Here is an 18,691-nt window from a genome sequence, read left to right on the forward strand (position 1 = left end):
ATCGGATTTCTTGCGTTTTGTCGCCTTCGCTGGTATCCTCTGAGTTTCATTCGCATTTATACAGGAGGTGAACCGTGAAGGCTGGCATTCATCCCGAATACGTCGACACCACGATTACCTGTAACTGCGGGGAGGTCATCCACACCCGCTCCACCCAGCCGCAGATCCGGGTGGAGGTGTGCTCCAAGTGCCACCCGTTCTTTACCGGCAAGCAGAAGTTCCTGGACACGGCCGGCCGCGTCGAGCGCTTCCAGCGGAAGTACAAGAGGAAGCCGATCGCGGAGGGGTAGGGCACAGGCCGGCCGCGCGCCGCGCCACGCAGTCAGCGTCCCGAAGGGCTTCCTGTTCCCGTCCCCGTGCGCGGCGGCGTCATTGTCTGCCCAGCTCCCGATGAGGGCGCGCCATGTTTGACAAGCTCCGCCAGATCGAGGAGCGGTACCGCGAGCTGACCCGCTCGATGGCCGACCCCGCCGTCATCGGCCAGCCGGCCGCCTACGCCAAGACTGCCAAGGCCGCCTCGGAGCTTTCCGAGGTCGTCCAGAAGTTCGAGGAGTACAAGCAGCTCCTGGGACGTCTCGAGGAGGCCCGTCACATGGCCGCCGCGGACGCCGACCGCGAGATGCGCGAGATGGCGCAGGCCGAGGTGGACGAGCTCGCCGCCCGCCAGGGCAAGCTCGAGGACGAGCTGCGCGCGCTGATCCTTCCGAAGGATCCCAACGACGACAAGAACGTCTTCGTGGAGATCCGCGCCGGCGCCGGCGGGGACGAGGCGGGGCTCTTCGCCGCCGACCTCGCGCGGATGTACACGAAGTACTCGGAGCGCCAGAGGTGGAAGGTCGAGGTGATCGACAGCCACGCGACCGGCGTGGGCGGCTTCAAGGAGATCGTGCTGTCCATCCAGGGCCGCGGCGCCTGGAGCCGGCTCAAGTTCGAGCGCGGCGTGCACCGCGTCCAGCGGGTGCCGCAGACCGAGTCGAGCGGCCGCATCCACACCTCCACGGTGACGGTCGCCGTCCTTCCCGAGGCCGAGGACGTTGACATCAAGGTCGAGGAGAAGGACATCCGGGTGGACGTGTATCGGTCGTCGGGACCCGGCGGGCAGGGCGTCAACACGACCGACTCCGCCGTGCGGCTGACCCACATCCCGACGGGGCTCGTCGTCACCTGCCAGGACGAGCGCTCCCAGATCAAGAACCGCGCGAAGGCGCTCCGGGTGCTCAAGGCGCGGCTGCTCGAGCGCGCGCAGGAGGAGCAGGCCGCCGCCATCGCCGCCGACCGCCGCAGCCAGGTCGGCACGGGCGAGCGCAGCGAGCGGATCCGCACCTACAACTTCCCCCAGGGCCGCATCTCGGACCACCGCATCAACCTCACGATCCATCGTTTGCCGGCCGTCCTCGAGGGCGACCTCGACGAGATCCTGGACGCGCTGAGCGCCGAGGATCAGCGGCGGAAGCTCGGAGCCGCGTCGTGACGATCACCGCCGCATCGCTCCTCGCAGAGGGCACCCGGCGCCTGGCGCTCGCCGGGCTCGAATGCGCCCGCCAGGACGCCCTTCGCCTCATGGCCCAAGCGCTCGGGACCGACCGGCTCACCGTCTACGTCGAGCCGCGCCGTTCGGTCGACCCGCGCGCGGCCGCCAGCTTCAGAGCCCTCGTGGACCGGCGCGCGGCGCACGAGCCCGTCCAGCACATCCTGGGCTACGAGGAGTTCCGCGGTCTCAGGATCGCGGTGACGCCCGACGTCCTGATCCCGCGTCCCGAAACCGAAGGCCTTGTGGAGCGCGCGCTCGAGCTTCTCGCCGACCGCCCTGGGGCGGTCGTGGCCGACATCGGCACGGGCAGCGGGGCCATCGCCTGCGGGCTCGCGGCCGCCCGCCCCGATCTCGAGGTGCTGGCCGTGGACCAATCTTTAGGCGCGCTGGCCGTGGCCTCGGACAACGTGCGCACGCTCGGGCTCGCGTCGCGCGTGAGGCTCCTGGCCGGGGATCTCTTCGGCCCGCTGGCCTCGCTGGGCGGGAGCCTCGACATGGTCGTCGCCAACCCGCCCTATCTTCCCAGCGGGATCATCGCGGGTCTTCCGGCGGAGGTCGAGCGCTTCGAGCCGCGGCTGGCGCTCGACGGCGGGCCCGACGGCATGCGCGTGCTGCGGCGGATCATCACCGAGGCGCCGCGCTTCCTCCGCCCGGACGCGTGGCTCCTGATGGAGATCGGCGAGGAGCAGGCCGGGCCGCTGGCCTCGCTGATGGCCGCCGAGGGCTTCTCGCGTATCGGCGCGCATCGCGACCTGCGCGACGTCGAGCGTTACATCGAGGGCCGGTGGGCCGAAGGCGCGGCGTCGGCGCCGCCCCCGGCTGCGGCGGCCCAGAGGATGGGCTGCTGATGCCGGCCCGTCTGGTTATCGAAGGCGGCACCCCGCTGCGGGGCGAGGTCCAGGTCAGCGCCGCCAAGAATGCGGCCCTGCCCGCCATGGCCGCGAGCGTGCTGACGGCCCAGCCGGTGATGCTCGAGAACGTCCCGGCCTTGGCCGACGTGGTGACCATGCGCAAGCTCCTCGAGAAGCTGGGCGCCGAGACGTCCGTGGGGCCCGGCGGCGCCACGCGGCTCCAGGTCAAGCGCGTGGCGAGCCACGAGGCGCCGTACGAGCTCGTGTCCACCATGCGCGCTTCGGTGGTCGTGCTGGGGCCGCTCCTGGCGCGCACCGGGGTGGCGCGCGTCGCGTTGCCCGGCGGCTGCGCCATCGGCGTGCGCCCCATCGACCAGCACCTGAAGGGCCTGGCCCGGCTCGGCGCCGACATCGTCATCGAGAGCGGGTACATCGAAGCCCGGGCGAGCCGGCTCAAGGGCGCGCGGATCACGACCGACCTCGTCACGGTCACCGGCACCGAGAACCTCATGATGGCCGCCGCGCTCGCCGAGGGCGTGACCGTGCTGGAGAACGCCGCGCGCGAGCCCGAGGTGGCCGACCTGGCCCGGCTGCTCATCGCCATGGGCGCGCGCATCGAGGGCGCGGGCACCGAGCGCATCGAGATCGAGGGCGTGGCCGAGCTCGGCGGAGCCCGGCACCGAATCATTCCCGACAGGATCGAGGCGGGCACCCTGCTCGTCGCCGGGGCGATCAGCGGCGGAGACGTGACGGTCACCGGGGTGGCGCCGCGCCACATGACGGCGACCCTGGCGAAGCTCGAAGAGTGCGGCGCGGCCTTGACCGTCGACGGCGACAGGATCCGTTGTGTCGGGTCGGCGCGCCCAAGGGCGGCCGACATCATCACGAGCCCGTTCCCGGGCTTTCCGACCGACATGCAGGCCCAGATGATGACGCTCCTTGGGCTGGCCGACGGGCTCAGCAAGATCACGGAGACCATCTTCGAGAACCGGTTCATGCACGTGGCCGAGCTCTGCCGCATGGGCGCGCTGATCGAGACGGAGGGGTCCATCGCGGTCGTGCGCGGCGTCGCCGCGTACCAAGGCGCGCCCGTCATGGCGACCGATCTGCGCGCCTCGGCCTCGCTCGTGCTGGCCGGGCTCGTGGCGCGCGGCACCACCGAGGTCTCGCGCGTCTACCACCTGGATCGCGGCTACGAGGCCCTCGAGAAGAAGCTCCAGTCGCTCGGCGCCCGCATCCTGAGGGTCGGGTAACATGCCCCCGCTGACTGTGGCGCTGCCCAAGGGCCGGCTGCTCGATCCCGCGCTCCAGCTGCTCTCCGCCATGGGCATCCGGGGGCTCGAGGCCGACACGCGCCGCCTCCTGCTCACCGACGCGGACCGCGACCTGCGCTTCATCTTCCTGAAGCCCGCGGACATCCCGACCTACGTCGAGTACGGCGCCGCCGATCTCGGCATCGTGGGCAAGGATATCCTCGCCGAGCAGCAGCCCGACGTGTACGAGCCGGTCGATCTCGGGTTCGGCTTCTGCCGGCTGGTCGTGGCGGAGCCGCGGGAGCTCTGGGAGCGCGATGACCCGACCAAGTGGTCCTGGGTCCGCGTGGCGACCAAGTACCCGGCGCTGACCGAGCGGTACTTTTCCGAGCGCGGCATCCAGGTCGAGATGATCCGGCTCGACGGCTCGATCGAGCTGGCGCCGCTCGTGGGTCTCGCCGAGCGCATCGTGGACCTGGTCCAGTCGGGCGAGACGCTCCGGGCCAACGGCCTGGTCGAGGTCGCGGAGATCATGTCCTCGACGGCGCGGCTCATCGTGAACCGCGCGTCGCTCAAGACGGCCCACGCCCGCGTCAACGCCCTGATCGCCGCCATGCGCCAGGAAGCCGCCAAATGATCAGGCGGATGGAGACCGCCACGCTGGGCGCCGCGGGAGTGGCCAAGGCCCTCGACCGGTCGCCGGCGGCCGTCGATCCCGAGATCCACCGGCGCGTCGAGGAGATCGTGGCCGCTGTGCGCGACAAGGGCGACGCGGCGCTGCTGGAGTTCACGGAGCGCTTCGACCACGTCGCCCTCACGGCGAGGGAGCTGGCGGTGACGCCGTCGGAGCTGGATGCGGCGGAACGGACCGTGGGCGACACGACCATGCGGGCGCTTCGCTACGCCGCGGGGCGGATCGAGCGCTTCCATCGCGAGTCCGCGCCGCGCTCCTGGCGGATGACCGATGCCCTGGGCTCGCGGCTGGGCCAGGAAGTGCGGCCGATCGACCGCGTGGCGGTGTATGTCCCCGGCGGGCGAGCGCCGTATCCGTCCACGGTGCTGATGACCGTCATCCCCGCGCGGGTCGCCGGCGTGAGGGAGATCGTGCTGGTTTCCCCGCCGTCTGCCGACAAGTCGCTGAACGCCGCCGTGCTCGCCGCCGCTCGGGTGGCGGGCGTGACAGAGGCGTACCGGGTCGGCGGCGCGCAGGCCGTGGCCGCGCTGGCCTACGGGACCGAGACGATCCGTCGCGTCGACAAGATCGTCGGGCCGGGCAACCTCTACGTCGCGCTCGCCAAGAGCCGGGTCTTCGGCGACGTGGGCATTGACATGGTGGCGGGACCGAGCGAGATCGTGGTCGTGGCCGACGAGAGCGCCGATGCGGTCTTCGTGGCGGCGGACCTCCTCGCCCAGGCCGAGCACGACCCGATGGCCCGCGCCGTTCTCCTGACTCCCTCGCGGGCGCTGATCGATCGCGTCGCGCGCGAGGCGGAACGGCAGCTCGGCGCGCTGCCGAGGCGCCTAATCGCGGGCGCGGCGCTAGAGGCCCACGGCGCCCTCGTGCTGACGCGGAGCCTGGAGGAGGCGGTGGAGGTCGCGAATCTGCTCGCGCCCGAGCACCTCGAGCTCCAGGTCGAAGATCCCGAGGCACTGCTCTTGCTTGTGCGGAACGCGGGCGCCGTCTTCCTCGGCCGCTTGACCCCCGAGGTCGTTGGCGACTACGTCGCCGGGCCGAACCACGTGCTGCCGACGGGGGGCACGGCGCGCTTCGCGTCGGCGCTCGGCACGGACGATTTCGTGAAGCGAATGAGCGTCATCCAGTACGGGGAGGCGGGGCTCCAGGACGCGGCGCCGCACCTGGCGGAGCTCGCGCGGGTGGAAGGGCTCGACGGTCACGGGGCCGCGGCGGCGGTGCGCATCGAGCGAACGGGAGGCACGACATGACGGCAGCGATGGCGAGCGGGGCGCCCCTGGGCCTCCGCCAGGGACGGGTCGAGCGGAAGACCAAGGAGACGCAGATCGTGCTGCAGGTCGGGTTGGACGGCACGGGCGCTTCCAAGGTCGAAACCGGCATCCCGTTCTTCAATCACATGCTCGAAGCCTGGGCCAAGCACGGGCTCATGGACCTGACGGTGGACGCGCGCGGCGACCTCGAGGTGGATCTCCACCACACGGTCGAGGACATCGGCATCTGCCTCGGCAAGGCGTTCCGGGAGGCGCTGGGCGACCGGGTGGGCATCGTGCGCTACGGTGCGTCCTTCCTGCCCATGGACGAGGCGCTCCTGCACGCGGCGGTGGACATCTCCGGCCGGCCTTTCCTCGTGTTCAACGTGCCCGTGAGGCGGACGCGGATCTCGAACTTCGACCTCGACCTGCTCGAGGACTTTTTCCGCGCCTTCGCTTTCAACGCCGAGATCACGCTGCACGTCAACATGCACTACGGCCAGAACCTCCACCACATCGCCGAGGCCGTGTTCAAGACGGTCGGCCGGGCGCTGGCTGAGGCGACGAGGCTCAACCCGCGCATTGCCGGAGTCCTCTCGACGAAGGGGACGCTGTAGCGTGATCGCCGTTATCGACTACGGCAGGGGCAACCTGGGCAGCGTCGAGAAGGCGCTGGGACGCCTCGGTATGCGCGCCGTGGTCACCCAGGACCCGCGCGTGATCGGGGACGCCCGCGCCCTCGTGCTGCCCGGAGACGGCGCCTTCCACGACGCCATGGGCAACCTCCAGTCGTTGGGACTCCTCGACCCTCTCCGGGCCGCGCTCGACGACGGGCGGCCGTTCCTCGGGATCTGCCTCGGGTATCAGCTCCTCTTCACCGAGAGCGAGGAATTCGGGCAGGGCAAGGGACTCGACGTCATCCCCGGCGTGGTCCGCCGCTTTCCCTCCGGGCTCAAAGTGCCGCACATGGGATGGAATACGGTCCGGCACGGCGGCGACCTCCCGATCTTCGACGGCATCCCGAGCGGCGCCCACTTCTACTTCGTGCACTCGTACTATCCGACGACGGCCGATGCGTCGCTGCAGGTGGCGACCTGCACCTACGGCGTCACCTTCCCGGCCGCCGTGGGCAAGGGCCCGCTTTTCGCGACGCAGTTCCATCCGGAGAAGAGCCAGCGCTGGGGTCTGCGCCTCCTCGAGAACTTCGCCGCCTTCGTGCGGGACCGGCGCGGCGGATGAATTTCGAGCTGGAGGCTGAGATGATCCCGCAGGCGTGGCCGTTCGAGCTGAGTCGCGAAGCGGCGAGGCGAGGGCTCAATTGATGCGCGGCGAGGCGAGGGTTGAATTATGAGCTTTCAGGTCATCCCCGCCGTGGACCTCAAGGGCGGCCGGTGCGTCCGCCTGCTCCAGGGCAAAGCCTCAGCCGAGACCGTGTTCTCGGACGATCCCGTCGCCATGGCGGAGCGCTGGGAGGCCGAGGGCGCGCCGCGCCTCCACGTCGTGGACCTCGACGGCGCGTTCGCCGGCGGTCCCGTCCAGACGGCGATCATCCGCACGCTCGCGCGCGCCGTCTCGATCCCCCTCGAAGTCGGGGGCGGCCTGCGGACACTTGAGCATGTCCAGGCCGTGCTCGAATCCGGCGCGCGCTGGGCCATCGTCGGCACCCGCGCGGCGCTCGACCCCGCTTTTCTCGGCGAGGTGTGCCGGCGCTTCGAGGACCGCATCATCGTCGGCCTGGACGCCGCCGACGGCCGCGTGGCGGTGGACGGCTGGACCCGCGTGCTGGAGCTGGAGGCGGTGACGCTCGCGCGCGACGCGGCGGCGGCAGGCGCCGGCACCATCATCTACACGGATATCGCGCGGGACGGCACCCAGGGCGGGCCCAACGTCTGGAGCACCGAGGCCGTTGCCCGGGCCGCCGGGATCCCCGTCTTCGCCTCGGGCGGCGTGGGCTCGTTGGAGGACATCCGGCAGCTGGCCGCCATCCCGGGAGTCGACGGCGTGATCGTGGGCCGGGCGCTGTACACGGGCGCGGTCAGCCTCCGCGCGGCGCTCGCGGAGGCCCGATAACCCCATGCTCTGCAAGCGCATGATCCCGTGCCTCGACGTCCACGGCGGCCGCGTGGTCAAGGGCGTCCGTTTCGTCGACCTCCGCGACGCGGGTGACCCGGTCGAGGCGGCGCTGGCCTACGACGCCCAGGGCGCGGACGAACTGGTCTTCCTCGACATCACCGCGTCCCACGAGGAGCGGGCCATCATGCTCGACGTCGTGCGCCGGACCGCCGAGGGCATCTACATGCCGCTCACGGTCGGCGGCGGCATCCGCAGCATCGAGGACATCCGCACGCTGCTTCGCGCGGGCGCCGACAAGGTCTCGCTCAACACGGCCGCGCTCGAGCGGCCGGAGCTCATCCGGGACGCCGCGCAGCGCTTCGGCAGCCAGTGCATCGTGGTGGCGATCGACGCCAAGCGCGAGCCCGGCGAGGAGCGAAGCTGGGGCGTCTACACTCACGGCGGCCGCCGGCCGACCGGGCGGGACGCCGTCCAGTGGGCGCGCGAGGTCGAGGCCTTGGGCGCGGGCGAGATCCTCCTGACCAGCATGGACCGCGACGGCACGGGCGACGGCTACGACCTCGAGCTGACGCGCGCCGTCTCCGAGGCAACCTCCGTGCCGGTCATCGCCTCGGGTGGGGCGGGCACGCTCGAGCACCTGCGCCAGGGCGTTGTCGACGGCAAGGCCGACGCCGTGCTGGTGGCCTCCATGTTCCACTTCGGCCGCCACACGATCAGCGAGGCCAAGGCCTACCTGCGCGAGCGCGGCGTGGCCGTGAGGATAGAGGCGTGAGCGTGCTCGACGAGCTCACGTGGGACGGCGACGGGCTCATCCCCGCCGTGGTCCAGGAGACCGAGACCGGCGAGGTGCTCATGGTGGCGTGGATGGACCGCGAGGCGCTGGCGAAGACGCTCGAGTCCGGGCTCGCTCACTACTGGTCCCGCTCGCGCCGCGCACTCTGGCGCAAGGGCGAGACGTCCGGCCACACGCAGCACGTGGACGGGCTCTATGCCGACTGCGACCGCGACACGCTCCTGGTCCAGGCGCACCAGGACGGCGTCGCCTGCCACACGGGAGCGCGGTCGTGCTTCTTCACGCGTCTCGAAGGCGGGATATTGGAGCAGGCCGCTGGGCCGCGGGCCTCGGGCGCCGGCCCCGCCATGCTCGAGGTGCTGGAGCGGGTTCTCCAGTCGCGCAAGGTCGAGCGGCCGTCGGGGTCGTACGTCGCGGGGCTCTTAGAGCGCGGGGAAGCGCAGATCTGCCGGAAAATCGGCGAGGAGGCGACCGAGGTGGTGACGGCGGCGCTCGGCGGCGAGGGCGACGCGCGCCTCGTCTCGGAGGTGGCGGACCTGTGGTTTCACACCATGGTGCTGCTCGCCTCGCGGGGCATCCCGCTTCGCCGGGTCTTCGAGGAGCTGGCCCGCCGCCACGAGGAGAAGGGTAAGTGATAAAGCCGGCGTGGGTTCTTCTCGGCGTGGTCCTTCTCACCGGCTGCAGCGCGAGCCGCATCGAGAACGGTATCTTCTACTCGCCCAAGGGCTACCAGGTCAGCCTTCCGCGCCAGGGGTGGGCGGTCAAGCCGGGCGGCGCGGCCGAGCTCGAGCTCCAGCGGCAGGACCCCGCGGGCGGCATGCTGGCCGACGCGACCTGCGACGACAAGACGGCCGGCCGACCGCTGACCGTGCTGACGCGTCACCTGACCTTCGGCCTCAAGGACCGCGTCCTCGAGGACGGCGGGCCGCTCACGCTGGCCGGGCGCCCGGCGCAGCGCGCCGTGGTGCGGGGCAGCATCGACGGCGCGCCCGTCGGGGTCGAGGCGGTGGTGATCAAGGGCGAGCGCTGCGTCTACGACTTTCTCTACGTCGCGCCGGCGGCGGCGTTCGAGACGGGGCGCGGCGACTTCCGGGCCTTCGTCGAGAGCTTCAGCGGGGGCGCCAGGTGAGCGTGCTCGCGTACGCGCGTCGGCATGGGCGTGAGTCCGTCGCCTGGTACGGGGGCTTAGGGCTGCTGACGCTCCGGGTGATGCGCAACCTCCGGCTCCCCCCGTCGTACCTCGTCATCGTGGCGCGGGAGATCGACATCATCGGCGTCCGCTCGCTCGTGGTCGCCCTCACGGCCGCGCTCTTCACGGGCATGGTGCTGGCGCTCCAGTCCGCCGTGAACATGGCGCGCTTCGGGGCCGAGAACTACGTCGGGCCCGTCGTCGCGCTGTCGATCCTCCGCGAGCTCGGGCCCGTGCTGACGGCCATCCTGGTCGGCGGCAAGGTCGCCTCCGGCATCACGGCCGAGCTCGGCTCGATGAAGGTGACGGAGCAGATCGACGCGCTGCGGGCCATCGGGGTCAACTACATCAAGAAGCTGATCGTCCCGCGCATCCTGGCGGCGCTCGTCGTGTTCCCGCTCGTGACCATCATGGCCGACGCCATCGGGCTCCTGGGCGGTATGCTCATCGTGGTCTTCGACCGCGACGTCGACCCGTACCTCTACTGGAACACGATCTCCTACTGGGTCGTGATGAAGGATTTCCTGACCGGTATCGGCAAGAGCGTGGTCTTCGGCGGGCTCATCACCCTCATCGGCTGCTACAACGGGCTCGAGACGAGCGGCGGGACGGAAGGGCTCGGCCGCTCAACTACCGACACCGTAGTCCAGGTGGCCATGGCCGTCATCGTGTCCGACTTCTTCCTGACCAAGCTCATGCTGCTGCTCTTCTGGTGATGGACACCGTGGCCCCGGCCCTCGTCGAGCTGCGTGACGTTCGAAAGTCCTTCGAGCAGAAGGAGGTCCTCTGCGGCGTGAGCCTCTCCCTGCGGAAGGGCACGACGCTGGCCGTCATGGGAGGCAGCGGCGCCGGCAAGACCGTGCTGCTGAGGATCTCGGCGGGGCTGGTCCGGCCCGATGCCGGGCAGGTCTCGCTCTTCGGCACGCGGATCGAGCGCATGAGGGAGGAGGCCATGCTGGCCGTCCGCAAGCGCACCGGCTTCGTCTTCCAGGGCGCGGCGCTCTTCGACTCGCTGTCCGTGTTCGAGAACGTCGCGTACCCGCTGCGCGAGCACACGCGGATGCCGCTGGGGGAGATCACGGACCGCGTGCACCGCTTCCTGTCGCTGGTGGGCATGCCGGGCACGGACGAGCTCCTGCCCGCCGGGCTGTCGGGCGGCATGCGCAAGCGCGTCGGGATCGCGCGCGCGCTCGTGATGGAGCCGGAGGTTGTCTTCTTCGACGAGCCGACGGCCGGTCTCGATCCGACCAACGCCCGGCTGGTCGCCGAGCTGATCGCGACGCTCAGGGCCGGCGTCTGCGACACGGCCATCGTGGTGACCCACGATGTCGGCTTCGCCGACATGGTTGCCGACCAAATGGCGATCCTCTACCAGGGGCGCTTCGCCGATCTCGGCACGCCGGACGAGATCCGCGCCTCGTCCAACCCCGACGTCCGGCGTTTCCTCGCCGGCGAGCTCCGGGAGGAGTAGCCGATGCCGGACGAGCGGCGCTATGGGCTCCAACTCCGCATCGGCGCCTTCATCCTGGTGGCGCTCGGCGTGTTCCTGGCCATCGTCTACCTGCTCGGCGCGCGCGCGCGGTACTTCGAGAGCAAATACGACCTGGTGGCGGAGTTCACCGAAGTGGGCGGCTTGATCGAGGGCGCCACGGTGCGCCTGGCAGGCGTGCAGATCGGCCGGGTCACGAGCGTGATCCTGCCGCCGCAGCCCGGCGGCAAAGTGCGGGTGACGATGACCGTCGCGCGCCGCTTCCAAGACCGCATCCGCCGAAACTCCCAAGCGCGCATCTCGACCCAGGGGCTGCTGGGCGACAAGATCGTCGAGATCACGATGGGCTTGCCCGAAGCCCCGCCGCTCGGGCCCGGCCAGGCGCTGGCCTCGCAAGATCCCCAGGAGATGAGCCGGATGTTCGCCGAGGGCGCGGGCACCCTCAAGTCCATCAACGAGCTGGTGTCGACCCTTCACGCCGCCGCGGACAGGCTCGACAAGGGCGGCGCCTTCGACGATATCGGGGCGGCGGCCAAGTCGGCTCGGCGCATCACCGACGAGGTGGAGAAGGGCAAGGGGTGGCTCCACGTCCTCGTCTATGAGGAGCCCGAAGCGCTGCGGCGCCTCAACGGTCTCCTGGGCTCGACCCAGCAGCTGATCGCCCGCGCCGAAAGCGGCGAGAGCGCCGTGGGCGTGCTGCTCTCCAAGGACTCGGGCAAGTCGGCCCGCGCCCTCCTGGCCGCGCTCGACGCGCTCGGCCGCGCCGCTTCGAGCCCGGGCCCGGGGGACGGTCTTCTGCCCGCCCTGCTGTTCGACCCGGAATACCGGCCGGTCGCGCGCGACCTCCAGGCCCTCGCCAAAAACTTCCGCGACGTCTCCGAAAAGCTCGCGCGCGGCGAGGGCTTGCTCGGCGGGCTGCTCCAGGGCAGCGGCGACGGTAGCATGGGCGAGGCCGGGGCCGATTTCCGCGCGGCGCTCGCCAACCTGCGCGCGGTGAGCGAGAAGCTCAAGTCGGGCGAGGGTACGGTGGGCGCCCTGATCGAGGACCCGACGGTCTACGAGAACCTCGTCACGTTCCTCGAGGGCGCCCAGCGGAGCTTCCTGCTGCGCTCGCTCGTGCGCTCGACCATTCAAACGGGCCAGACGGGCCAGACGGGGAAGGAAAAGTAGTGGCGAGGGAACGCCCGGTCTATCGCTGCCAGACCTGCGGCTTCGCCGCGCCGAAGGCCGGCACGTGCCCGGACTGCGCGCGGGCCGGCACGTACGTGGCGCTCGTCGAGGAGCGGCCGGCGCCGTCGCGCTCGGAGCGGCCCAAGCTCGCCGCCGGCGCCCGACCCGTGCTCATCGGCGACATCGCGGTGACGTCAGGCGAGCGCATCACCACCGGCATCGGCGAGCTCGACCGCGTGCTGGGCGGCGGTGTCGTCCCCGGCTCGCTGGTGCTGATCGGCGGCGACCCCGGCATCGGCAAGTCCACGCTCCTGCTGCAGGCGAGCCGCTCGCTGTCGGAGCGCGCCGGACCCGTGCTCTACGTCTCCGGAGAGGAGTCGGCGCCCCAGGTCAAGCTGCGCGCGGACCGGCTCGGCATCTCGCCGCGCGGCCTCTACTTCCTGGCCGAGACGGATCTCCAGGTGATCGAGGCGCACGCGGCCGAGCTCAAGCCCCGCGCGATCGTGGTCGACTCGATCCAGACCGTTTTCCTGCCCGGGCTCGAGTCGGCGCCCGGCAGCGTGAGCCAGGTCCGGGAATGCGCGGCGCGCCTCATGCTCTGGTCCAAGGGGCGCGGCACGGCGACGTTCCTCGTGGGGCACGTCACCAAGGACGGCGCGATCGCCGGGCCCCGCGTCCTCGAGCACCTGGTCGATACGGTGCTCTACTTCGAGGGAGAGCAGCACCACGCGTACCGCGTCCTGCGCGCCGTCAAGAACCGCTTCGGCTCGACCAACGAGATCGGCGTTTTCGAGATGGGAGAGCAGGGCCTCGCCGAGGTCACGAACCCATCGGGATTCTTCCTCGCCGAACGGCTCCGCGGCGCCGCCGGGTCGGTCATCGTGTCGAGCCTCGAGGGCAGCCGGCCGCTGCTCCTCGAGCTCCAGGCGCTGGTGACGCCGGCCAGCTTCGGGACGCCGCGCCGCACCGTGCTCGGCGCCGACTACAACCGGGTCTGCCTGCTGCTGGCGGTGCTCGAGAAGCGGGTCGGGTTTCCTCTGCAGAGCCAGGACGTCTTCGTCAACGTGGCGGGCGGCGGCCGCGTCACCGAGCCCGCCGCGGATCTGGGCGTGGTCGTGGCGGCGGCCTCAAGCTATCTCGACCGCCCCGTGCGGGGCGACACGGTGATCATGGGCGAAGTCGGCCTCGCCGGCGAGGTGCGCGCGGTGGCGGGGTTCGCGGTGCGGCTCAAGGAGGCGGCGGCCCTGGGCTTCACGGCGGCGGTGGTGCCGCAGAACAATCTCGCGGCGGGCGGCGCGCAGCCCCTGGAAGTCCAGGGGGTGGCAACGGTGGACGAAGCGGTCAAGGCGCTGTTGGGACACTGAGAGGCGACCATGGGTATCGTCATCGTGCGGGTATTCATGCTGGCGGCGGCCACCGGAGCGGGAATGGCCTTCGGCCCGCCGCTCGGCATTCACGCGACCAACTGGTGGCTCGGCGGCGCCGGCTTCCTCTTCGGGGTGCTGGCGGTCCTGCTCGAGTGGCAGGCGCGGCGCATCCCGGTGGACCGGATCTTCTGGGGTGCCATGGGCGGCATCGTGGGGCTCGGGCTCGGGCTCGGGCTGGGGACGGCCATGGGCGCCGTCTCCCCCGACGCGGGGCCGCTCGGGCGCGGGCTCTTCGGCCTGCTCTTCTCCTACCTGGGCGCCTCGGTCGCGCTCGCCAAGCGGGACGAGCTCGAGGACATGTCGGCCAAGCTCTTCCCCAAGACCGCCGCGCGCCGCGAGCGATTCAAGATCCTCGACACCTCCGTGATCATCGACGGCCGCGTCGTGGATCTCTGCGAGGTGGGCTTCCTCGACGGCACGCTGGTCGTCCCCCAGTTCGTCCTTCGCGAGCTGCAGCAGATCGCCGACTCGCCCGACCCGCTCAAGCGCAACAGGGGCAAGCGCGGTTTCGACGTGCTGCAGCGCCTGCAGCGCATCCCGGGGACGACCGTCCGCGTCGAGGACCAGGACTTCCCTCATATCCGCGAGGTGGACCGGAAGCTGATCGAGCTGGGCAAGGCGATGGGTGGCAAGGTCGTCACCAACGACTACAACCTCAACAAGGTCGCGGAGCTGTCGGGCGTGTCGGTGCTCAACGTCAACGAGCTGGCGAACGCGCTCAAGCCGGTCGTGCTGCCCGGCGAGGTGGTGCACGTCCACGTCGTCAAGGAGGGCAAGGAGGTCGGCCAGGGCGTCGCCTACCTCGACGACGGGACGATGGTGGTGGTGGACCACGGGAAGCGGTTCATCGGCCAGCAGGTCAGCGCCACGGTCACCTCGGTGCTCCAGACCACGGCCGGGCGCATGATCTTCGCCCGCCTGAGGGAAGAGGAGGGCGCGTCCAAGTGAAGACCGCCGTCGCGATAGTGCCGGCGGGAGGCGCGGGCGCGCGCATGGGCGGCCCCCGGCCCAAGCAGTACCTGACCCTCGGGGGCGCGCCCATCCTCGTCCACACCTTGCGCGCGCTCGCCCGCTGCCGGTCGCTCGACGGGCTCGTCGTTGCCGCGCCGACCGACCGTGTCGAGGCGACCCGCGCGCTCCTCGCCCGCTTCAGGGTGCCGCGGGTGCTGGCCGTGGTCGCGGGAGGGGAAGAGCGGCAGGACTCGGTGAGGCTGGGACTCGAGGCCGTTCCCCCGGAGGCGGCCTGGGTGGTGGTCCATGATGCGGTGAGGCCGTTCATCACTCCCGAGATCGTCGAGCGGGTACTGGCCGCAGCGCGCGTTCCCGGCGCCGCCACCTGCGGTTGGCCGGTCCGTGAGACCGTCAAGCGGGTGCGGGACCGCGTCGTCGAGACGACGCTCCCCCGCGAGGGACTGTGGCTGACCCAGACGCCGCAGGCTTTTCGGCGGGCGCTCCTCGCGGAGGCGCACGACAAGGCCGCCCGCGACGGCTACCGCGCCACCGACGACGCCATGCTGATCGAGCGGCTGGGCGGGCGCGTCTCCATGGTCGAGGGGCTGCCGCAGAACCTCAAGATCACGACGCCGGACGACCTCAAGGCGGCGCGGGCGTGGGTCGGGGGCGGGCGCAGGGCATGAGCTCCACGCGGAGCGGCCTCGGCTTCGATCTCCACCCGCTGGTGGACGGGCGCCCGCTCGTGCTGGGCGGGATCGCCGTGCCGCACGAGCGGGGACTCGGCGGCCATTCCGACGCCGACGTCCTGACCCATGCCGTCTGCGAGGCGCTGCTCGGGGCGCTGGCCCTGGGCGACCTCGGCCGAATGTTCCCGGACACGGACCCGCGCTGGAAGGGCGTCTCGAGCCTGGTCCTGCTCGAAGGCGTCCTGGACGCCCTGCGCGCGCGCCGCGCGACGCTTGTCAACGTGGACGCCACGGTGATCTGCCAGGCGCCGCGGCTTGGCCCGCACCTGCCTGCCATGGCCGCGCGCCTGGCGAAGACCATGGGCGTCGAGACCGATCGCGTAAGCGTCAAGGCGAAGAGCCCCGAGCACCTGGGGCATCTCGGTCGCGGCGAGGGCATCGCGGCCATGGCGGTCGTCAGCGTAGAGGTTCCGTGATGCCGCTGCGTATCTTCAATACCCTCACGCGACGCAAAGAAGACTTCGTCCCGCTCGTCGCCGGCGAGGTGCGGATGTACGTCTGCGGCGTGACCGTGTACGACCTGTGCCACATCGGCCACGCCCGGAGCGCCATCGTCTTCGACGTGATCCGGCGCTACCTGCGCTTCAGGGGCTACCGCATCACGTTCATCAAGAACTACACCGACGTGGACGACAGGATCATCCGCAAGGCCAACGAGGAGGGCGTGGCCGCCTCCGTGATCTCGGAGCGCTACATCGCGGCATACCAGTCGGACATGGCCTCGATCGGTGTTGCGCCGGCCGACGTGGAGCCCAAGGCAACGGAGCACATTCCCCAGATGGTCGCGCTGATCGGGCGACTGCTGGCGCGCGGAGTCGCCTACGTGCTGGAGGGTGACGTCTACTTCGAGGTCCGCCGGTTCCCGCCCTACGGCAAGCTTTCGGGCAAGAACCTCGACGAGCTCGAATCAGGCGCCCGCGTGGACGTGGACGAGCGCAAGCGCGACCCGCTCGACTTCGCGCTGTGGAAGGCGTCCAAGCCCGGCGAGCCGTCATGGCCCTCTCCGTGGGGGCCCGGTCGCCCCGGGTGGCACAGCGAGTGCTCCGCCATGTCGATGCAGTACCTCGGCGAGACGTTCGACCTGCACGGCGGCGGCGAAGACCTCATTTTCCCGCATCACGAAAACGAGATCGCCCAGTCCGAGGGAGCAACCGGGCGGCCCTTCGTGCGCTGCTGGGCCCACAACGGCTTCGTCAACCTGAACTCGGAGAAAATGTCGAAGTCGCTGGGCAATACGCTTTGGATCAGGGACATGGTGCGCCGGCACGATCCCGAGGCGCTCAGGCTCTATTTCCTCGGGACGCACTACCGGCACCCGCTCGAGTTCGGGGACGAGCGCATCGGGGAGTCGTTGAAGGCCCTCGGCCGGCTCCGCGCGCTGGTGGAGGAGGCGGACCGCATCGCGGCCAAGGGCACGCCCGCGCCCGGACCCGACGGCGGGCTCTTCGACGAGATCGCCGCCCACCGCGCGCGCTTCGAGGCGGCGATGGACGACGACTTCAACACGCCGCAGGCGCTTGGTGTCCTGTTCGACCTTGCGCGGCTGCTCCAGGGCGCGCGCGCGCAGGCCGACGACGGCCGGCTCGCGGCGGGCGGCCTCCTCATGGGCGTGGGCGAGCTGGTGACGCTCGCGCGAGCGCTCGGTTTGCTCGAGCCGGGCGGGCGGCCGGAGCGGCCCGTGGATCCGCAGCTCAAGGCCCGGATCGAATCCCTCCTGTACCTCCGCGAGCAGGCCCGCAAGCAGCGCGATTTCGCCGAGGCCGACCGGCTGCGCGACGAGCTGACAGAGCTCGGCGTCACGCTCAAGGACTCGCGCGACGGCGGCGGCACCAGGTGGACGCTCGGGTCATGAGCGCGGCCGACGCCGAGGATACCCCTCTCTCCGGGCGCAACCCCGTGCTCGAGCTCCTGCGGGCCCAGAGCCGCCGGGTGGAGGAGGTCGCCATCCTTTCCGAGGGCCGCGGCCCCGCGCTCCAGGACCTCCTGGGCTTGGCCAGGCGCCTTGGCGTCAAGGTCTCCTACCGGACCCGCGACCAGCTGACGGCCATCGCGGGCACCCCACACCATCAAGGCGTGGTTGCGCGGGTCGCGGGCGCGAATTACGCTTCTCTCGATGAGCTGCTGGCCATACCCGGGCAGCGGGGCGAGCCGGCCTTCTTCCTGGCCCTGGACCAGATCCAGGATCCACGCAACCTGGGAGCCATTCTGCGCTCCGCCGAGGCGACCGGAGCGCACGGAGCCATCGTGCCCAAGCACCACGCCGCCGGGGTTACCGCCGCGGCCGCGAAGTCTGCCATGGGGGCCGTCGAGTATCTGCCAGTCGCCCGCGAGACGAATCTCGTCCAGACTATTGAGATACTGAAGAAGGACGGTGTCTGGATCGTCGGTGCCGTGGTCAAGGGAGGTCAAGCCCCATGGGAGGTTGATCTCTCCGGTCCAATCTGCCTGGTCCTGGGAGGCGAGGGGCCCGGCGTGAGGCCTCTGGTGGCCAAGAGCTGCGACTTTCTCACGAGCATTCCCATGCGGGGAAAGATCGGATCGCTCAACGTGTCCGCGGCGGCGGCGGTTCTCTGCTACGAGGTGGAGCGCCAGAGGCTAGCGAAACAGGCAAAATTGTCTTGACTTACGGGGACCTCGAAACTAAAGTGAAGTTTTGTGACTGCTGGCGTAGCTCAGGGGTAGAGCAACTGCCTTGTAAGCAGTGGGTCGGGGGTTCAAATCCTCCCGCCAGCGCCAGACATTTCAAGGGGTTACAGCCTGAGGAACCAGCGGGGAGATACCCAAGTGGTCAAAGGGGGCAGACTGTAAATCTGCTGGCGAACGCCTTCGGAGGTTCAAACCCTCCTCTCCCCACCATCTTAGCGGGCGGCGAGCGGCGCGCCGAGAGGGAGCGCGGGAATAGCTCAGCGGTAGAGCGCCAGCCTTCCAAGCTGGGGGTCGCGGGTTCGAATCCCGTTTCCCGCTCCACTTGGCTCCGGCATCGGCGAGACGGACGAGGAACATGATCCAGGCCCATGTAGCTCAGTTGGCAGAGCACGCCCTTGGTAAGGGCGAGGTCTCCGGTTCAAGCCCGGACATGGGCTCCATCAATCTGACAGACCGGCAGGCGGACTGAGGAGGCGAGCGAGGAATGGCCAAGGCGAAATTCGATCGGTCGAAGCCGCACGTGAACATTGGGACGATTGGGCACATCGATCACGGCAAGACGACGCTGACGTCCGCGATCACGAAGGTGCTGCACACGAAGTTCACGGGGGTGGCGGTGCGGGAC

22 protein-coding genes and 4 tRNA genes are annotated in these 18,691 nt (G+C 70.5%); all 26 read left to right on the forward strand.

Features of this window, described 5'->3' with window-relative positions; translation table 11 throughout:
• The first annotated feature begins 74 nt into the window (after window positions 1-74).
• Window positions 75-290, forward strand: a complete 216-nt coding sequence (rpmE, locus tag Q7W02_01115) for a 50S ribosomal protein L31 (GenBank protein MDO8474790.1) — start codon at window positions 75-77, stop codon at window positions 288-290.
• 113 nt (window positions 291-403) lie between these two features.
• Entirely contained in the window at window positions 404-1,471 is a 1,068-nt protein-coding gene (gene prfA / locus Q7W02_01120; protein MDO8474791.1) for a peptide chain release factor 1, read from the forward strand.
• Window positions 1,468-2,379: a peptide chain release factor N(5)-glutamine methyltransferase gene (gene prmC, locus Q7W02_01125; protein MDO8474792.1), complete on the forward strand. Its 912-nt coding sequence runs from the start codon at window positions 1,468-1,470 to the stop codon at window positions 2,377-2,379. The genes prfA and prmC overlap by 4 nt, the downstream gene beginning before the upstream one ends.
• Window positions 2,379-3,635: a UDP-N-acetylglucosamine 1-carboxyvinyltransferase gene (gene murA, locus Q7W02_01130; protein MDO8474793.1), complete on the forward strand. Its 1,257-nt coding sequence runs from the start codon at window positions 2,379-2,381 to the stop codon at window positions 3,633-3,635. The genes prmC and murA overlap by 1 nt, the downstream gene beginning before the upstream one ends.
• A gap of 1 nt (window position 3,636) precedes the next feature.
• Window positions 3,637-4,272, forward strand: a complete 636-nt coding sequence (gene hisG, locus Q7W02_01135) for an ATP phosphoribosyltransferase (GenBank protein ID MDO8474794.1) — start codon at window positions 3,637-3,639, stop codon at window positions 4,270-4,272.
• Window positions 4,269-5,579, forward strand: a complete 1,311-nt coding sequence (gene hisD / locus Q7W02_01140) for a histidinol dehydrogenase (protein ID MDO8474795.1) — start codon at window positions 4,269-4,271, stop codon at window positions 5,577-5,579. The genes hisG and hisD overlap by 4 nt, the downstream gene beginning before the upstream one ends.
• Window positions 5,576-6,196, forward strand: coding sequence for an imidazoleglycerol-phosphate dehydratase HisB (hisB, locus tag Q7W02_01145; GenBank protein MDO8474796.1), 621 nt, complete (start codon window positions 5,576-5,578; stop codon window positions 6,194-6,196). Before hisD ends, hisB begins: the two co-directional genes overlap by 4 nt.
• 1 nt (window position 6,197) lies before the next feature.
• Window positions 6,198-6,818 (forward strand): imidazole glycerol phosphate synthase subunit HisH, encoded by a 621-nt coding sequence (gene hisH, locus Q7W02_01150; GenBank protein ID MDO8474797.1) that lies wholly within the window; start codon window positions 6,198-6,200, stop codon window positions 6,816-6,818.
• 108 nt (window positions 6,819-6,926) lie between these two features.
• On the forward strand, window positions 6,927-7,649 hold the full coding sequence (gene hisA / locus Q7W02_01155) for a 1-(5-phosphoribosyl)-5-[(5-phosphoribosylamino)methylideneamino]imidazole-4-carboxamide isomerase (protein MDO8474798.1): 723 nt from the start codon (window positions 6,927-6,929) through the stop codon (window positions 7,647-7,649).
• Window positions 7,650-7,653: 4 nt separating this feature from the next.
• The gene (gene hisF, locus Q7W02_01160; GenBank protein ID MDO8474799.1) at window positions 7,654-8,424 is read left to right on the forward strand and encodes an imidazole glycerol phosphate synthase subunit HisF; all 771 of its coding nucleotides are present in this window, start codon (window positions 7,654-7,656) and stop codon (window positions 8,422-8,424) included.
• On the forward strand, window positions 8,421-9,080 hold the full coding sequence (gene hisIE, locus Q7W02_01165) for a bifunctional phosphoribosyl-AMP cyclohydrolase/phosphoribosyl-ATP diphosphatase HisIE (GenBank protein ID MDO8474800.1): 660 nt from the start codon (window positions 8,421-8,423) through the stop codon (window positions 9,078-9,080). Before hisF ends, hisIE begins: the two co-directional genes overlap by 4 nt.
• Window positions 9,077-9,574, forward strand: a complete 498-nt coding sequence (locus Q7W02_01170) for a hypothetical protein (protein MDO8474801.1) — start codon at window positions 9,077-9,079, stop codon at window positions 9,572-9,574. The genes hisIE and Q7W02_01170 overlap by 4 nt, the downstream gene beginning before the upstream one ends.
• Window positions 9,571-10,350, forward strand: a complete 780-nt coding sequence (locus Q7W02_01175) for an ABC transporter permease (protein ID MDO8474802.1) — start codon at window positions 9,571-9,573, stop codon at window positions 10,348-10,350. The genes Q7W02_01170 and Q7W02_01175 overlap by 4 nt, the downstream gene beginning before the upstream one ends.
• Before the next feature lie 8 nt (window positions 10,351-10,358).
• Entirely contained in the window at window positions 10,359-11,105 is a 747-nt protein-coding gene (locus tag Q7W02_01180) for an ATP-binding cassette domain-containing protein (GenBank protein MDO8474803.1), read from the forward strand.
• Window positions 11,106-11,108: 3 nt separating this feature from the next.
• Window positions 11,109-12,293, forward strand: coding sequence for an MlaD family protein (locus tag Q7W02_01185; GenBank protein MDO8474804.1), 1,185 nt, complete (start codon window positions 11,109-11,111; stop codon window positions 12,291-12,293).
• The gene (radA, locus tag Q7W02_01190; protein MDO8474805.1) at window positions 12,293-13,657 is read left to right on the forward strand and encodes a DNA repair protein RadA; all 1,365 of its coding nucleotides are present in this window, start codon (window positions 12,293-12,295) and stop codon (window positions 13,655-13,657) included. The genes Q7W02_01185 and radA overlap by 1 nt, the downstream gene beginning before the upstream one ends.
• Window positions 13,658-13,666: 9 nt before the next feature.
• Window positions 13,667-14,668, forward strand: a complete 1,002-nt coding sequence (locus Q7W02_01195; GenBank protein MDO8474806.1) for a TRAM domain-containing protein — start codon at window positions 13,667-13,669, stop codon at window positions 14,666-14,668.
• Window positions 14,665-15,357, forward strand: a complete 693-nt coding sequence (gene ispD, locus Q7W02_01200) for a 2-C-methyl-D-erythritol 4-phosphate cytidylyltransferase (protein MDO8474807.1) — start codon at window positions 14,665-14,667, stop codon at window positions 15,355-15,357. The genes Q7W02_01195 and ispD overlap by 4 nt, the downstream gene beginning before the upstream one ends.
• The gene (gene ispF, locus Q7W02_01205) at window positions 15,354-15,836 is read left to right on the forward strand and encodes a 2-C-methyl-D-erythritol 2,4-cyclodiphosphate synthase (GenBank protein ID MDO8474808.1); all 483 of its coding nucleotides are present in this window, start codon (window positions 15,354-15,356) and stop codon (window positions 15,834-15,836) included. Before ispD ends, ispF begins: the two co-directional genes overlap by 4 nt.
• On the forward strand, window positions 15,836-17,272 hold the full coding sequence (gene cysS / locus Q7W02_01210) for a cysteine--tRNA ligase (GenBank protein ID MDO8474809.1): 1,437 nt from the start codon (window positions 15,836-15,838) through the stop codon (window positions 17,270-17,272). Before ispF ends, cysS begins: the two co-directional genes overlap by 1 nt.
• Complete coding sequence (gene rlmB / locus Q7W02_01215; protein ID MDO8474810.1) at window positions 17,269-18,042, forward strand: 23S rRNA (guanosine(2251)-2'-O)-methyltransferase RlmB; 774 nt, start codon at window positions 17,269-17,271, stop codon at window positions 18,040-18,042. Before cysS ends, rlmB begins: the two co-directional genes overlap by 4 nt.
• Before the next feature lie 39 nt (window positions 18,043-18,081).
• A tRNA-Thr gene (locus Q7W02_01220) sits at window positions 18,082-18,156 on the forward strand.
• Window positions 18,157-18,190: 34 nt separating this feature from the next.
• Window positions 18,191-18,276, forward strand: a tRNA-Tyr gene (locus Q7W02_01225).
• A 36-nt stretch (window positions 18,277-18,312) separates the two neighbouring features.
• Window positions 18,313-18,387 (forward strand) — tRNA-Gly (locus Q7W02_01230).
• A 43-nt stretch (window positions 18,388-18,430) separates the two neighbouring features.
• A tRNA-Thr gene (locus tag Q7W02_01235) sits at window positions 18,431-18,506 on the forward strand.
• A gap of 44 nt (window positions 18,507-18,550) precedes the next feature.
• Window positions 18,551-18,691 (forward strand): GTP-binding protein (locus Q7W02_01240; GenBank protein ID MDO8474811.1); only part of this gene is annotated, 141 nt, incomplete at its 3' end.

The organism is Candidatus Rokuibacteriota bacterium, from assembly GCA_030647435.1.
Classification (GTDB): domain Bacteria; phylum Methylomirabilota; class Methylomirabilia; order Rokubacteriales; family CSP1-6; genus AR37.

Coding starts and splice junctions, on each gene's coding strand:
- prfA (MDO8474791.1), top strand. CDS start 404: ATGTTTGACAAGCTCCGCCAGATCGAGGAGCGGTACCGCGAGCTGACC.
- murA (MDO8474793.1), top strand. CDS start 2,379: ATGCCGGCCCGTCTGGTTATCGAAGGCGGCACCCCGCTGCGGGGCGAG.
- hisG (MDO8474794.1), top strand. CDS start 3,637: ATGCCCCCGCTGACTGTGGCGCTGCCCAAGGGCCGGCTGCTCGATCCC.
- hisD (MDO8474795.1), top strand. CDS start 4,269: ATGATCAGGCGGATGGAGACCGCCACGCTGGGCGCCGCGGGAGTGGCC.
- hisB (MDO8474796.1), top strand. CDS start 5,576: ATGACGGCAGCGATGGCGAGCGGGGCGCCCCTGGGCCTCCGCCAGGGA.
- hisA (MDO8474798.1), top strand. CDS start 6,927: ATGAGCTTTCAGGTCATCCCCGCCGTGGACCTCAAGGGCGGCCGGTGC.
- hisF (MDO8474799.1), top strand. CDS start 7,654: ATGCTCTGCAAGCGCATGATCCCGTGCCTCGACGTCCACGGCGGCCGC.
- Q7W02_01185 (MDO8474804.1), top strand. CDS start 11,109: ATGCCGGACGAGCGGCGCTATGGGCTCCAACTCCGCATCGGCGCCTTC.
- Q7W02_01195 (MDO8474806.1), top strand. CDS start 13,667: ATGGGTATCGTCATCGTGCGGGTATTCATGCTGGCGGCGGCCACCGGA.
- ispF (MDO8474808.1), top strand. CDS start 15,354: ATGAGCTCCACGCGGAGCGGCCTCGGCTTCGATCTCCACCCGCTGGTG.
- cysS (MDO8474809.1), top strand. CDS start 15,836: ATGCCGCTGCGTATCTTCAATACCCTCACGCGACGCAAAGAAGACTTC.
- rlmB (MDO8474810.1), top strand. CDS start 17,269: ATGAGCGCGGCCGACGCCGAGGATACCCCTCTCTCCGGGCGCAACCCC.